The organism is Dapis hubbardiae BLCC-M172 (genome assembly GCF_050016015.1).
Taxonomy (GTDB): Bacteria; Cyanobacteriota; Cyanobacteriia; order Cyanobacteriales; family Microcoleaceae; genus Trichodesmium.
In genome coordinates this window covers 1-14596 of sequence record NZ_JBNHEQ010000044.1, presented here as the reverse complement: position 1 = coordinate 14596, position 14596 = coordinate 1, and the positions used below count along the sequence as shown (strand labels likewise).

General features: G+C 34.6%; 10 protein-coding genes and 1 pseudogene. 6 read left to right on the top strand and 5 right to left on the bottom strand.

Annotated features, from left to right (window positions below; translation table 11 throughout):
- Nucleotides 1-697: 697 nt before the first annotated feature.
- Complete coding sequence (locus tag ACP6PK_RS04795; RefSeq protein WP_426558225.1) at nt 698-1492, top strand: endonuclease/exonuclease/phosphatase family protein; 795 nt, start codon at nt 698-700, stop codon at nt 1490-1492.
- Nucleotides 1493-2293: 801 nt separating this feature from the next.
- Here the strand turns inward: ACP6PK_RS04795 and acsF are convergent.
- Complete coding sequence (gene acsF, locus ACP6PK_RS04790; protein WP_426558223.1) at nt 2294-3370, bottom strand: magnesium-protoporphyrin IX monomethyl ester (oxidative) cyclase; 1077 nt, start codon at nt 3368-3370, stop codon at nt 2294-2296.
- Nucleotides 3371-4084: 714 nt separating this feature from the next.
- Between acsF and ACP6PK_RS04785 the strand changes: the two genes are divergently transcribed.
- Together ACP6PK_RS04785 and rpmF are read left to right on the top strand one after the other, a co-directional pair.
- A complete protein-coding gene (locus ACP6PK_RS04785) occupies nt 4085-4564 on the top strand; it encodes an NINE protein (protein WP_094678197.1) in 480 nt (159 codons plus the stop codon).
- A gap of 190 nt (nt 4565-4754) precedes the next feature.
- Nucleotides 4755-4931, top strand: coding sequence for a 50S ribosomal protein L32 (rpmF, locus tag ACP6PK_RS04780; protein ID WP_094678199.1), 177 nt, complete (start codon nt 4755-4757; stop codon nt 4929-4931).
- A gap of 193 nt (nt 4932-5124) precedes the next feature.
- Here rpmF and queA read toward each other — a convergent pair whose 3' ends face one another.
- Nucleotides 5125-6228, bottom strand: coding sequence for a tRNA preQ1(34) S-adenosylmethionine ribosyltransferase-isomerase QueA (queA, locus tag ACP6PK_RS04775; protein ID WP_094678201.1), 1104 nt, complete (start codon nt 6226-6228; stop codon nt 5125-5127).
- Between the two features lie 459 nt (nt 6229-6687).
- Here queA and ACP6PK_RS04770 point away from each other — a divergent pair, with 459 nt between their 5' ends.
- Nucleotides 6688-7077: a hypothetical protein gene (locus ACP6PK_RS04770; RefSeq protein ID WP_094678203.1), complete on the top strand. Its 390-nt coding sequence runs from the start codon at nt 6688-6690 to the stop codon at nt 7075-7077.
- 125 nt (nt 7078-7202) lie between these two features.
- Here the strand turns inward: ACP6PK_RS04770 and ACP6PK_RS04765 are convergent, their stop codons facing one another.
- The gene (locus ACP6PK_RS04765) at nt 7203-7751 is read right to left on the bottom strand and encodes a YraN family protein (RefSeq protein ID WP_094678205.1); all 549 of its coding nucleotides are present in this window, start codon (nt 7749-7751) and stop codon (nt 7203-7205) included.
- A 52-nt stretch (nt 7752-7803) separates the two neighbouring features.
- Here ACP6PK_RS04765 and ACP6PK_RS04760 point away from each other — a divergent pair, with 52 nt between their 5' ends.
- Both ACP6PK_RS04760 and ACP6PK_RS04755 read left to right on the top strand, forming a co-directional pair.
- Complete coding sequence (locus tag ACP6PK_RS04760; protein WP_426558220.1) at nt 7804-8331, top strand: pentapeptide repeat-containing protein; 528 nt, start codon at nt 7804-7806, stop codon at nt 8329-8331.
- A 1772-nt stretch (nt 8332-10103) separates the two neighbouring features.
- A pseudogene (locus tag ACP6PK_RS04755) lies at nt 10104-12051 on the top strand (SUMF1/EgtB/PvdO family nonheme iron enzyme).
- A 1392-nt stretch (nt 12052-13443) separates the two neighbouring features.
- Here the strand turns inward: ACP6PK_RS04755 and ACP6PK_RS04750 are convergent.
- Nucleotides 13444-13878: a hypothetical protein gene (locus ACP6PK_RS04750; protein ID WP_426558218.1), complete on the bottom strand. Its 435-nt coding sequence runs from the start codon at nt 13876-13878 to the stop codon at nt 13444-13446.
- A 78-nt stretch (nt 13879-13956) separates the two neighbouring features.
- Entirely contained in the window at nt 13957-14088 is a 132-nt protein-coding gene (locus ACP6PK_RS04745) for a hypothetical protein (protein ID WP_256386698.1), read from the bottom strand.
- Between the last annotated feature and the right edge of the window lie 508 nt (nt 14089-14596).

The following is a 14596-nucleotide window of genomic DNA, read 5'->3' as shown; positions in this document are numbered from 1 at the left end:
TCTTTTGTACCTTGTCAATATGGGGATTTTTATAATCACTAAAATCCACTCCAAACTTATTAAATTACTACTTCTAATTCTATAATTATATAAAATCCAGTTATATTTAAGTAGATTAAATAGAGCCTTTCTCAAGTTACTGAGGTAGAGTTGTTTTTCAGATTTTCTCTTCCCTGTTTTCCCAATTAGTACAACCTACGGAACTTAGATGCAACGACCCTACCTACTCCCGAAAACAAAATTCTTTTGTACCTTGTCAATATGGGGATTTTTATAATCACTAAAATCCACTCCAAATTTATTAAATTACTACTTCTAATTCTATAATTATATAAAATCCAGTTATATAGTAATCCGACTCATTACTTCCTGTTAATACAGATTTTATATTGAATAGGAGTTGAAAAATTTCTGTTATTCAAATCTTTTCTGTCTTCTGAATTATGAATTTTAACTCCTGACTCCTAACTCCGAGCGGGATACGATAACTAATTACCCAATTTAATATATTATAACCATAGGAAAATATTTACCGAATAATTATTAATTATTTATTTATTTAATTAATAATTCAGGTTTATTAGCCTCCCCTTTTAAGGAAAAAAAATAATATTTCCTTATATTCAATTCCGTAACGGTTTTCACCGGAGGTAATTATCCATTATCCATTAATGAAATCCTTAAACTACAGAATAAAATGGTAATCAAAATTATTACTTTTAATATTAGATACGATAAACCTGACCCTGGAAATTTTGCTTGGGAGGTAAGAAAAAATGCTGTAGCTAACCTAATTTATGAATATATACCAGATATAATTGGCACTCAAGAAGTTAAAGTAAATCAATTATCAGATTTACAACAATTATTATCTAATTATTATTGTCTGGGAAGTGATAGAACAGGTACGGGTAATGATGAACACTGTGCCATATTTTTCCATAAAAATAAATTAAATTGTCTCGCTCATGGAGATTTTTGGCTCAGTGAGACACCAGATATACCAGGAAGTATAACTCCTAGCTGGGGAAATCATTTACCTAGAATAGCTACTTGGGCAAGATTTGATATTTTGGGAGAAAATCATCAAATAGTTGTTGTTAATACTCACCTGGATTATGATAGTAAAAAGTCACGAGAATTAAGTGCTAAATTAATCAGCGATCGCCTACAAACAGAAAAATTAAATCCCAACAATTCATTCATTTTTGTCACTGGAGATTTTAATGATAAACCAGGTTCGATAACCCGAAAGACTTTTTTAAATCCTTTAAATAATGGATTAAGTTTATTAGATGCTTTATCTAATTTAAAATTAAATAATCAGATGACTTATAATGATTTTACAAACCAAGCTTTTCTGCCTATAGATACTATTTATTATGATAGTAGATTAAATTTACAAACTGTCAAAGTAATTAAGAAAAAATATGATGGAATAATTCCCTCTGATCACTTTCCAGTATTAGCGGAATTTGATTTTTCAAGGTAAGCATTCAGCAGTCGGCAGTCAGCTATTAGTTCATGTTTAGGGAGTAGGGGAGTAGGGGAGTAGGGAGAACCTATCCCACTAATAATATTTTTGCTGAAAAGCCTAAATATTGTTAAAGATAAAAACGAAAAATCCAGCTTTTCAGGAAAATTTTACTTAAGTAAATAAGAGATTGAATGTATCAGGAAATATAAAAAGGAGATAGGGAACAGGGAATAGGGAATAGGTATGGAGGTCCGAAGAAATACAAGGGCAAATATTTGTCGCTATTAAATCTAGGAATATATGTACTGAATACTTCTCTATCTACCTTCTTTCAATCCCTTGAAGTATTACCGCTTTTAGATTTTAGTCACTTCGCGTGCTCCCTTAATACTTATTTTACTCTCCAGTCTCTAAGCATTTTTGGAATAGTGGGATAGGTTGGGAGTAGAGGAGTAGGGGAGTAGTAAAAATATAAATAATTAACACCTTCCTAGCTAATAAGTAGTTATGCCAAATTAATTACACATACTCGCTTATGTTGAACAGCATATACTGTAAAAATCACAGGGAATAAATAATGGTAATTCATTTTGCCTAGTCACTTAATTATCAAAAAGTTTCCATGCGCCTCTGTTAATTACTGAATAATTGAAGTTTCACCTAAGTATCGCATTCTTTTTTCACGCTTGGTATAATACAAACCTGGTTTCACTTTATTTTATTTATACGGATTTAATATTACTAAATAAATAAAAATAAATAGCCTTGTTTAACACAAGGCTACCACAATCAAAAAATTAATTATTAACTACTTTCTTAACGAACAGAACTTTGCATAGAAGCAGTTTCAATTGGCTTCATTAAATACAACTTCAAGAATTGCCAACCATTAGAAACATAAAGAGGTAACTTCTGGAAAAACTTCACAAAACCTGGTTGATTAGAATTAGCGATCGCCGTCAACTTCTCATTATTTTTCACACAAACTTCTAATCTTTCATAAAACTCAGGAGTTTCCACATCCAAAATCACAGGAAAAACCCGTCCTGAAGTTTCATTAGTTTTTTCAATCACATACTTATCATAATCACGAGCATTCAAACCAATAGAAGCATAAAAATCAGCTCGTTGAATATCATTCAAATACATAGTAGCAAACACAGAAAGCAAGAAAAATCTACACCATAATTTTGCTTTCCAGTCATTCAAAATTTCTGGTGCAGCTCTCATAATAGCATCAAAGAAATCCCCATGACGATTTTCATCTTGACACCAATTTTCAAAGAAACGGAAAATAGGATAAATTCTATCTTCTGGGTGAGCTTCTAAATGACGATAAATAGTAATATAACGCCAATAACCAATTTTTTCCGATAGATAAGTAGCGTAGAAAATAAACTTTGGTTTAAAGAAAGTATACTTACGACTTTTAGTTAAAAAACCTAAATCCAAAGACAGATTAAAATCTGACATTGCCTTATTCAAAAAACCAGCATGACGAGCTTCATCTCGTGACATTAAATTAAAACACTCAGCCAAAACAGGGCTTTTATCTTTAAGACGACGACCTAATTCTTTATATAGTAAAAATCCAGAAAATTCAGCAGTACAAGAACGTTCTAGAAATTCAACAAACAACCGACGAGTATCCCCATCAATATGCTCCCAAGACTGGGCAAATTCCTCATCCCTGACAAAATGATGCCGATTATAATCTGCACGGAATTCTTCCAAAATAGCCATCAATTCATCTTCATTTACAGAGATGTCCATTTTAGCCATCTCATCAAAATCTGTTGTATAGAATCGAGGTGTAAGAATAGTTTCTTTAGAGGGGACTTTTACCCCTGGACGCATTTCTTCAAAAGCTGGTTTTTTTAGAGAATCTACCATAAGTTTTCTTGTTTTCTTAAAAAAAGTAAGAGTGAGCTGGGGTAAGAGATATGTTTAAAATTTCTCCACTAATATTAATATGCCCCATTTCTAATTTAGAGAGTAATGGTTTAAACCGCACTATATTTTCCACGCTATATAGTTTATCAAGGTCTAGGGGTTTGAAGTATCTAATTTGTGTTAAGAATTGCAAAGCTATGTGTAGTTTCTAAATAGGGTTTGCTGATTAAATCTAAAGGCATTGAAAGATCAAGGTTTTAGCCTTTTTATGTCTGGAAAAAGTACAAGTGTTTAGGTCGTTGAGGTTCAAAAAGTGAGCATTTTGGAGTAACTATAGCAGAAAAATGGCTCTTACCATTCTTGAGACCACCTCCTCTATAACTCCCATTTATCCTGACTCTTAACTACTCCCTACTCCCTATTCCCTACCTCAACAAAAAGACTTCCATAAGCAAACCCTAAATGTATATGAGATGAGAGTTTGGGACTTCCCTGATTGCTTAACTACAAATATTGACCGTGAATACTTAAGTTTTCAATACCGTTTGAACTAACATAGTAGTAAATATTAATTGTCCACGATTTTAAGATAACCAGCTTGTCAGAGCTGTATTAAGATTAATAATGTTTTGGACGACATCTCAATGAATAATATAGGATATAGTTACCTATTCTGGGCAGCTTGCTTACTAGGCTTAATTGGACGACATCTCAATGAATAATATAGGATATAGTTACCTATTCTGGGCAGCTTGCTTACTAGGCTTAAGTGGATGCCATCGTATCTATAATGGCAAAATTTTCACAGGTCTAGTTTGGCTCTTTACCTACGGGTTATTTGGAGTAGGTCAATTTATTGACTTATTGTTAATTCCCAGTATGGTAGAAGAACACAACGCCAAAGTCAGAGCTAAATTGGGTATTTCAGATCAAGGAGTACCATTATATCAATCAAATGGAGCGATCGCTATGAAAGCTTCTATCCCACAAACCCGTCAACAATTAATGGTTGCCTTACTCAAAGCAGCTTCAATTAGAGGAGGAAAATTATCTGTTACTCAAGGAGTTATTGCAACAGGAGCTAGTTTTGCAGAAGTAGAAGAAACTATGAAAGAAATGCTCAAAACTGGTTATGTCAGTGTAGATAACCATCCAGAGACAGGGATAGTTATTTACGATTTCCATGAACTTTGACTATTCCCAAGACTAAATTTACAGTGATTATAATGATACTCTACAAAAGCTTTTTGGTAATTTAGCAAATAAATAATCAATAAAATATATTAATTGATATTAGTTTCGGTATTCCATAATTACTAAAATTAAGGTAAGATAGTTATCTATCTGTAAAATTATCTGTAATTTAGAGAATAGAAGAACTCTTATGGCTGTACCAAAGAAGAGGACCTCAAAATCCAAGAAAAATATGCGCAAGGCTAACTGGAAACGCCAAGCAAGGCTAGAAGCAAAGAAAGCACTATCCCTAGGTAAATCTGTGTTAACTCAACGTTCCCATAGTTTTGTATATCCAGGTAATGAGGAGGAAGAAGAAGAAGATTAATCAATTGGGGCTTAATCTGGCAAATGGTTTACCTATTAACATTATGCTAATATTGAAAGCCCCTTAGAGACAGGGTTGTTTCACTTTGTATTAGAATCACCTGGGTGTGAGGAATTTGGGGAGTATGGGGAGAAACTACAAGTTTTTTTTGCAAGTATTGTATTTAAAGATGTCTAGGCTAAAGCCTTTTTATTTAAAAATCAATCCTAGCAGATGGTAGAATCAACATAGCATCACCAAAAGAATAAAAGCGATATTTTTGAGTAATTGCTTCCTTATATAAACTTAAAAGACGTTTTCTACCAATCATCGCACTAACCAGCATCAGCAAACTAGAACGTGGCAGATGAAAATTAGTAATTAAACCATCTACTACCCGCCACTTATAACCAGGATAAATATATATGTCAGTATAATCACAAAATGGTTTAATTAAACATTCATCGCTGCCATAACTATCATTAGCTAGTGCTGCTCCTTCAATAGCTCTAACTACTGTCGTTCCCACTGCAATAATACGTCCACCTTTAGCCTTTGTCTGGAGAATTTTATCTACAGTCAAAGATGAAACCTCAACCCATTCGGAGTGTATATTATGGGTAGTAATATCTTTAACCTCAACTGGACGAAATGTGCCAATACCAACGTGCAAAGTTATAAAAGCTTGTCCAATATTCCGTTGTTCTAGTTTCTCAAGTAATTCATCAGTAAAATGTAAACCTGCAGTAGGAGCAGCGATCGCTCCTGCTACCTTGCTATATACAGTTTGATATTGTTCACTGAGAGTCTGTGAATCTGTAACATAAGGAGGAAAAGGCACATGGCCAAATTTATCCAACAAGTTGATTAAAGAAACTCCTGGAGGCAAATCAAATTTTAACACACGTCCACCAGTTTCTCCATCGGTTGCTAATACTCTGGCTTGCAACTTATAATCACAAGCAAAGGATGAATTAGGTTCAAATTCAATTGTTGCCCCAGTGATAAAACGTTTACCAGGTTTTACTAAAGCTAACCAAGAATCACTTGTGATTGGTTTCAATAACAAGATTTCTACCTGAGCACCACTCGTTTTTTGACCATAAAGCCTAGCAGGAATCACACGGGTATTATTCAAAACCAGTAAATCTTCTGGTTGGAGTAAATCTGGTAAATCTCTGAAAATACAATTACGGTGTGTGAGGGACTCTACAACCATTAAGCGAGAGCTATCTCTAGGTACAACTGGATTTTGAGCAATTAACTCCAGGGGAAGTTCATAGTCATAAGACTCTATGGACCAATCTAAATCGGTCATTTCAGTTATCAGTTATCAGTTATCATTACCTCCTCTAATAGGGAGGCCAGAAAATATTTCCTTTTTTACCCCGTGAAAGAGGAGCTGAGACCTTATTTATTGGTCATATTACTGAGTATATAACGGGTAATTGGGTAAAACCCCCCATACAAATTAGGGTACTTTTCCCCTAGTGATCTGCAATATATAAGAGTGAATATATAAGTATAGACCTAGTTGGAGTATTCCGGGCAGATATATCTGTCGTTAAAAATACAACAGATTCTATAGCTGTTTTAAACTCCTAAACATTGTAGAACATATACCTAATTTGTTTATAGGGAAGCGGCAATATCCGCCCCGCTTCCTATGACTGTTTCCCAGTACCTTTAAATTTCCTCATCAATTGAGTAGAAAATAAATTTTAGAGGTTAAACCTAGGAAAAGCGATAGTTGTAAGCGGTAATAGTTGGAATTGATATGGAATACCTTTACTTTTTAGCAAATACTAGCTTATGTCTCAGAGTAGTTGAATACTTAAACACTGCCCATCAACTACCGCTTCAGTTTATGACAGTAATTCATCAAATTGATGGCTGGGTTGTAAAAATCAAAATGAGTCACTACTTGACTCCTGAACAGCATGGAGATTTTAGGGCTTTTATGAATGAATTGGGAATACCTTACGATCCTGATATCCGTGTCAGAATGGCACTATGGGGTTTGGAAACTGGACAATCACCCTTAAGTGTGATGAGACGTTATCAGGTAGCAGTGGTTTCCCATGGACAGCCTAATCAAGATGAAATAGAAGCATTTCGGACCCAATTTGTCAAGGGTTTGGGATATTGCCCAGAAACTTTGGGTTAATCTTGAATCAGGCTCTAATTCTAATTTGTTTGTACCTATACATCTATAATAGATACTATAACTAATATTAGTATGGGTACAATAACAGTAATATATACTTAATTGATTCTTCACAATTTAAGTATTTAGTCTAAATTAACAATAAAAGCAGAAGAAATATAATTTTGTAAAATTAGTTGATAACCTGCTAACTCAACAGAATTTCCAATCTCAACAGTTAATTCAGATAGTTTCTCTTCTGTTGATGGGGCGATCGGGAAGGGAGAGTTTTTCTGAATATAATTGCACCTTACTAAGGCTATATCAAATCTACAAGAACAATCTGCTAATTCTGGGCGATCGCTCAAAAATATTTCTGCAGTTTGCCATAGTTTGGCCTGTTTTGACTCTGTAACTGCTAATAGACCATCTTCATCCCAGTTACCCCGACTACGGGTTTTTACCTCCACAAATGCTAAAATAGAAAAATTTGTAAAATTTTGACCAGAGTTATTCCTGAAGGGAGAATTTTTCATAGCAATAATATCTAATTCTCCCCAGCGACATTGCCAGCGTCGATGGAGTATTTGCCAACCTTGTTGATTTAACCATTTTGCCACTAACTCTTCTCCCAAAATACCTTTGTCAATTTTTTGGGAAATATAAGTAGATTGACTAGATGAAGAAAGGCTCATTTTGGTTTATTCTAAATTATGAACTGCTTAGAGTAAATTAGTCAGAAGTAGTATGAATTTTAGACAACAGAAAACTTTCCAAATTTTAGTCAGTTTCGTCTTTTCATTAATAGTATATATGACTGGGATTGGGGCAATAACTGCCTTGATATTTACCAACGCCACACCTACTCTAGCTGATGAGTATAACAAACAAATCTTGGTAGGTGTTGATTTTTCTGGTCGAGACTTAACTAATGATTCATTTACAAAATCTATTCTGCGTAAAAGTGATTTTACTAATGCAAATTTAAGTGGAGTTAGTTTGTTTGGCGCTCATTTAGAAGGAGCTAATTTAGAAGGAGCTAATCTTAGTTATTCTACTTTGGATAATGCTAGTTTTAACAAAGCAAATTTGACTAATGCTATTTTGGAAGGTGCTTTTGCTTTCCATACTCAATTTCGTGGTGCAATTATTGATGGGGCAGATTTTACGGACGCTTTTTTGCGAGAAGATACTCAAAAAGAGTTATGTGAAATTGCTAAGGGTATAAATCCTATTACAGGTAATGAAACAAGAGATACTCTGTTTTGTGATTAATTATATAGCAGGGAACAGGGAAAAGGGAATAGGGAATAAGTTCAGTTAACTAATAACTAATAGTTGATAACTGAAAAAGTCCTAAATGTTTCTACTGAACTACTAATAACTGATAACTAATTAATACCCATTGCCTATCTCAAGACAAAGATTGCCAAAATCCAATAGCTAAAAAAGCCAAGAATTTCAATCCTTGGCTAATAGCTTAAGTCATTTAAAAGATGACTAAATTATTCGGTAGTCGATAGTAATGGTATACAGGAAATAAGGAATACCTAACGGGGGAGCAAGATGCTCCCACTTTTCTCCTAAAAAATATAATGAAAATGCACGACCATTACAATGTACCACTACCAATTATTCTATACTGTCTTTACTACTGATAACTGCAAAAGGGTGGTTAACAAAAAAACTTGACATGGTATTTTAAATATAATGGGAAAGGTACGCTCAGATATACTCAAATCAATTATGCCAAAAAAACAATATTTTCCGACTAACTAAGAGGTCCGCCAGAAAGTCTAATAACTGATAACTGAAAAGAGGAAGTTTGATAAGTGGTAACTAATAGATTAAAGAGGAAGTCTGATAACTAATAACTGGAAAAGCTGATAACTGATAACTGATAAGTGATAGTTGAAAAAAGGGTGGTTGACAAAAGAACTTGACATGGTATTACTAAGTATAATGCGAAATATGCGCTCAGATATACTCAAATCAATTCTGCTCAAAAAACATACTTTTCTATCGGGTAGTACCCTAGAAAGTTTAATAACTAATAACTGAAAAAAGGAAGTTTGATAACTGGTAACTAATAGATAAAATAGATCAAGAGAAAGCCTGATAACTAATAGCTGGAAAGTCTAATAACTAATAACTGAAAAAAGGGTGGTTGACAAAAGAACTTGACATGGTATTATAAATATAATGGAAAAGGTGCGCTCATATATACTCAAACCAATTAGGCTCAAAAAACCATACATATCTGTCTATTGGGTAGTACCCTAGAAAGTCTAATAACTAATAACTGAAAAAAGTGAAGTCTAATAACTAATAACTGGAAAAGCTGATAACTGATAACTGAAAAAAAGGTAGTTGAGGAAAAAACTTGACATGGTATTATGACATGGTATTATAAGTATAATGGGAAAGGTGCGCTCATATATACTCAAAGCAATTAGGCTCAAAAAACCATTCTTTCCTACTCTGATAAGTAATAAATAGAAAAGCTGATAACTGATAACTGATAACTGACTGGGTAGTACCCCACAAAGTCTAATAACTGATAACTGAAAAAAGGCAGTTTGATAACTGGTAACTAATAGATAAAAAGGAAGTCTGATAACTAATAACTGATAAGTGAAAAAAGGGTAGTTGACAAAGAAACTTGACATGGTATTATAAGTATAATGCGAAATATGCGCTCAGATATACTCAAATCAATTCTGCCAAAAAAACAATATTTTCCGACTAACTAAGAGGTCTGCCAGAAAGTCTAATCACTGATAACTGAAAAGAGGAAGTTTGATAAGTAGTAACTAATAGATTAAAGAGGAAGTCTGATAACTAATAACTCGAAAAGCTGATAACTGATAAGTGATAGTTGAAAAAAGGGTAGTTGACAAAAAAACTTGACATGGTATTATAAGTATAATGGGAAAGGTGCGCTCAGATATACTCAAATCAATTCTGCTCAAAAAACCATTCTTGCCTACTCTGATAAGTAATAAATAGAAAAGCTGATAACTGAAAAAGCTGATAACTGAAAAGCCATGCAGTTAGGAAAAGTCTTGGAACGACGTTACAAAATTATTGACTCTCTCGGAAGTGGAGGTCTTGGAGATACCTACTTAGCCGAAGATTTACAGTTACCAGGAAATCCGAAATGTGTCGTTAAACATCTCAAACCTAAAGTTCGAGACCCAGAAGTTTTAGCTACTGCCAAAAAATTGTTTGATAGAGAAGCAGAAACCTTATACAAATTAGGCAAAGACTCAGACCAAATACCAAAATTATTTGCTCATTTCCAAGAAGGAAAAGAATTTTACCTAGTACAAGAATATATAGAAGGGCAAGACATAAGTAAAGAACTGACAAAAGGGAAAAAATTAAGCGAGTCTTACACCATCACCTTACTCACAGGAATCTTAGAAGCATTAACCATAGCTCATCAAAATAATATAGTTCACCGAGACATCAAACCACAAAATTTGATGCGCCGTAAGTCAGATAACAAAATAGTATTGATAGATTTTGGCGCCGTCAAAGAAATAAGTGTACTAACCACAGCGAACCAACCAGGTGCAACAACTTTAACAGTAGCAGTCGGAACACCTGGGTATATGCCAAGCGAACAAAGTAGAGGGCAACCAAAACTAAGTAGCGATATCTATGCAGTGGGAATGGTGGGAATAAAAGCACTGACTGGTAAAAACCCAGAAAATTTACCAAGAGATTCCAAGACCGAACATATTATCTGGCGAAATGAAGCAGGAGTCAGCGATCGTCTGGCAAATATTTTGGATAGGATGGTACATGAATATTTTGTCATGCGTTATGAAAATGCGGCGGAAGTATTAGAAGTATTAGAAGGATTAAATATTCAGACTACTCAAACAAAAACGGTAATAAAAAATAGTCAAACAAAAACGGTAGTAGTAAACCCTCCACCTCCACCCGATAAAACCAGAAGACAAATATTGATATGGGGAGGTTTAGCAGGAGGTGGGTTTGTCACAGCAATATTAACTAATTTGTTGAGTAGAAGACCTCCAGAAAATATTTCTACTTCCCAACCAACTTCAGAAAGAACACCAGAAAATATTTTTCCTCCAGAAACTACACCGGAAAATATTTCTCCTCCCCAACCAACTCCAGCACCACCCCCTCCACCACAATCAGAATTTCCCATTCAGATATTTACTACTGTGAGAGTTAACAGGAGAGGAGAAATAATAAGTCGTCTTCCAGGTAAGGCAGAAGTAATGACAGAAAATTTTAATGGAGTCTCCCTAGAAATGGTAAAAATTCCTGGAGGTAGATTTCTTATGGGTTCTCCAGAGACAGAAGCAAAAAGAAGAGATAATGAAAGTCCGCAACATTATGTAGATGTGCCAGAATTTTTTATGGGAAAGTATCCAGTTACTCAAGCACAGTGGGAAGCGGTTATGGGAAATAATCCTTCTTACTTTAAAGGTGCGAGTCGTCCTGTAGAAAGAGTAAGTTGGAACGACGCGACAAAGTTTTGTCGGAAACTCTCAGAAATAGTAGGTAAAAAATATAGTTTGCCCAGTGAGAGTCAATGGGAATATGCAGGCCCGTGCTAGAACTTCCACACCTTTTTATTTTGGGGAAACTATAACGCCTGAGTTAGTTAACTATGATGGGAATTATCCTTATGCTGATGCACCGAAAGGAATATATCGAGAACAAACAACGGATGTGGGAATTTTTCCTCCCAATAGTTTTGGCTTATACGATATGCACGGCAATGTGTTGGAATGGTGTGCTGATGATTGGCATGAGAATTATAATGGTGCGCCTACAGATGGAAGTGTTTGGTTAGATGGAAATAAAAATCTTTCACCGCTGCGGGGCGGTTCGTGGAACCACTTTTCTAATAACTGCCGTTCTGCGTCTCGCATCAACCTCAGTAGGCGCCAGCTCTACGTCAAAGTTTTTGGTTTTCGTGTAGTATGCGATGACGGGAGAACTCTTTAACCCTTTTCTCTTTTCCTCTTTTCCCCTTTTCCCTCTTTATTCTTTTCTCTTTCCTTCCCGCGAAGGGGGTAAAATTTTTTTTCAGGGTGGCAAGACAGGGCAAGGCAAAGATTTTGCCACGGATACACGGATAAAGAGAAGTTAGAAGTCAGAAGTCAGAAGTCAAAAGTCAGAAGTTTTTATGAAGTTGTAAGTTTGAGGTTTTGGCTGCATTCTGTGAAGCAACCAAAAAAAATCGGCGTAAAAAGGATTTACTCCTTGCGTCGGCAAAAAAATCATGGTAAGATTATATGGTGGGGTTCGTTCGTACCTACGCATGAATTTTTATTCAATACGATATCGCTAAAAACAGATTTTGCCACGGATACACGAATAATTATGTGACCTAAGAGAAGGGATAGAATGACCTTCTACAGTTGAGCGCTAAAAATCAAAGGCAAAAATTATTTTGTGAAGCACCCAAAAAAAAGTCAGTGGTAAGAAAAATGTAGAAGCGATGAAATTCCTTTCTGTTTAGCGATCGCTAAAAATCAGAGAAATATCTCATTGTGTGAAGCACCCTACCCTAAAGAAAGTCAGTAGTAAGAAAGTTTGAGCTTTCCATAATCACCCTCGGATTTTGCCATGAATCAGAGAATCTACATTTTGTGAAGCACCAAGAAAAAAAATCGGCGCCGAAAGGATTTACTTCTTGCGTCGGCAAAAAAATCATGGTAAGATTATATAATGGGGTTATTTCGTACCTACGCATGACTTTTTATTCAACTAGCAAAGATAGTCAGACTAAGGATATTGCCAGGGATGTACGGATGATTATGTTACCGAGTAGAAGGGATAGAACGGCATTTCGCAGTTGAGCGATCGCGAAAGTTAGCAAAAATCTCATATTGTGAAACACCCCTAGAAAAAAGTTAGTGATAGGAAGGTTTTATTCTGACAGAAGCGATCGCGAAGGTAGAGAAAAATCTCATCTTGTGAAGCACCCAGAGGAAAAATTTTGCCACAGATGTACAGATCGGAAAATATGCATTTTGTGAAGCACCAAGAAAAAAAATCGGCGCCGAAAGAATTTACCTCTTGCGTCGGCAAAAAAATCATGGTAGGATTATATAGTAGGGTTAGTTCGTACCTACGCATGACTTTTTATTCAATACCAAAACATCGTCAGACCAATTTCAGTTATCAGTATTCATAGTTCAACAAACAGAAATTACTCAACTTCATCAATGGCAAAAAAGAGAAAAAAGTTGATATTAGTAGTAAACGTATAATTGGAATTTCCCCCAACGAGTGACATAAATTACCAATGTTACCATCAAATAAATAGCTTCTTCAGACTTCCAATAGCTAAGTCATTTCAGTTATCAGTTATCAGTACATATAGCCTAATTATTAATTGTTAATTATTAAATTCCTTGCCTCCTGAGCTAAATTTTTTAAAATACTAAGTACATCATACAAATCATTTCCTGGATTAAAGATATCGAATATTCTAGATACAGCATACTGTGATGTTTCTCCTTTTACTAATTTAAAAAATCGAAAGCTATTACCATTCAGAATTAAACCATAAGTTGCGTGGTTATAATTAGGATTAACAAGCATATAAGTTAGTAATTGTGACCTACCAACTTCTAAAGAAAAAGCAGCTTGTTTAGATTCGATCGCCATTAGCAAAATTTGTTCAGATACAACTAATAAATCAATTTTTCCTTTCATAATAATTCCTCCATCTTCTAGGGAAATTTTTATAGATTTTTCTGACTTGATGCGGAAGGGAGGAAGGTAGAGGTTAGCTAAATCTAATAAGGGAGATAAGACTACCATTTTGACAGTATTTTCTAAGATAGGTAGGTCTTCTAATAAATTAGAATAGCTGGCTTTAACTCGGTCTAATCTTTGTTTTTATGCTGAGGATATTTCAGGTAGTTCATATTGCAATTCTGGAAAAAATTTATCATTTTCAACTAACTCTAGGCTGAATTTTTCCCTAAGTATCTGTAAATTTATTTCTTGTGCTGATAGAGTTTGAACCATGATTTTTTAATAAGTTGTTGTGCAAAATAAATTTTCTTGTTGAGAGAGGAAAAACGGAGTCATTTCAGTTATCAGTTATCAGTTATCAGTTATCAATCAAATACGAATTTAATCTCTATTCCCTATTCCCTCAACTTGTAAAACTTTGTACCTCATCAACTCCAGAACTGCTGTAATTTTAAACATTGTATCAAAAATCTCTAGTTTAATTAGAGACTGATAATCCAATACTTACTTATTATTGTGGAATTTTTCTTCTATTGCTCTATACGCAACATAGGGCAAACGCATCTTATTTTGAAGTTCTGACAGGGCAAGGATGTCAGGCTTATGAATATTTATACTTATTACTCCTCTAAAGCTTAACGGCACAAGCTTCGAGAATTTAGATGCGTTTGCCCTGATACGCAACAGTCGATACATTTTATGAAGCACTCCGCCAGAGGGATGAATAGTGAAATTTTTCTTCTATTGCTCTATACGCAACAGTCAATACATTTTATGAAGC

Bases quoted from the DNA above. Each gene is read 5' to 3' on its own strand.
- ACP6PK_RS04745 (WP_256386698.1), bottom strand. From the start codon at position 14,088: ATGGTTCAAACTCTATCAGCACAAGAAATAAATTTACAGATACTTAGG.
- queA (WP_094678201.1), bottom strand. From the start codon at position 6,228: ATGACCGATTTAGATTGGTCCATAGAGTCTTATGACTATGAACTTCCC.
- ACP6PK_RS04765 (WP_094678205.1), bottom strand. From the start codon at position 7,751: ATGAGCCTTTCTTCATCTAGTCAATCTACTTATATTTCCCAAAAAATT.
- ACP6PK_RS04785 (WP_094678197.1), top strand. From the start codon at position 4,085: ATGAATAATATAGGATATAGTTACCTATTCTGGGCAGCTTGCTTACTA.
- ACP6PK_RS04770 (WP_094678203.1), top strand. From the start codon at position 6,688: ATGGAATACCTTTACTTTTTAGCAAATACTAGCTTATGTCTCAGAGTA.
- ACP6PK_RS04750 (WP_426558218.1), bottom strand. From the start codon at position 13,878: ATGGTAGTCTTATCTCCCTTATTAGATTTAGCTAACCTCTACCTTCCT.
- rpmF (WP_094678199.1), top strand. From the start codon at position 4,755: ATGGCTGTACCAAAGAAGAGGACCTCAAAATCCAAGAAAAATATGCGC.
- ACP6PK_RS04795 (WP_426558225.1), top strand. From the start codon at position 698: ATGGTAATCAAAATTATTACTTTTAATATTAGATACGATAAACCTGAC.
- ACP6PK_RS04760 (WP_426558220.1), top strand. From the start codon at position 7,804: ATGAATTTTAGACAACAGAAAACTTTCCAAATTTTAGTCAGTTTCGTC.
- acsF (WP_426558223.1), bottom strand. From the start codon at position 3,370: ATGGTAGATTCTCTAAAAAAACCAGCTTTTGAAGAAATGCGTCCAGGG.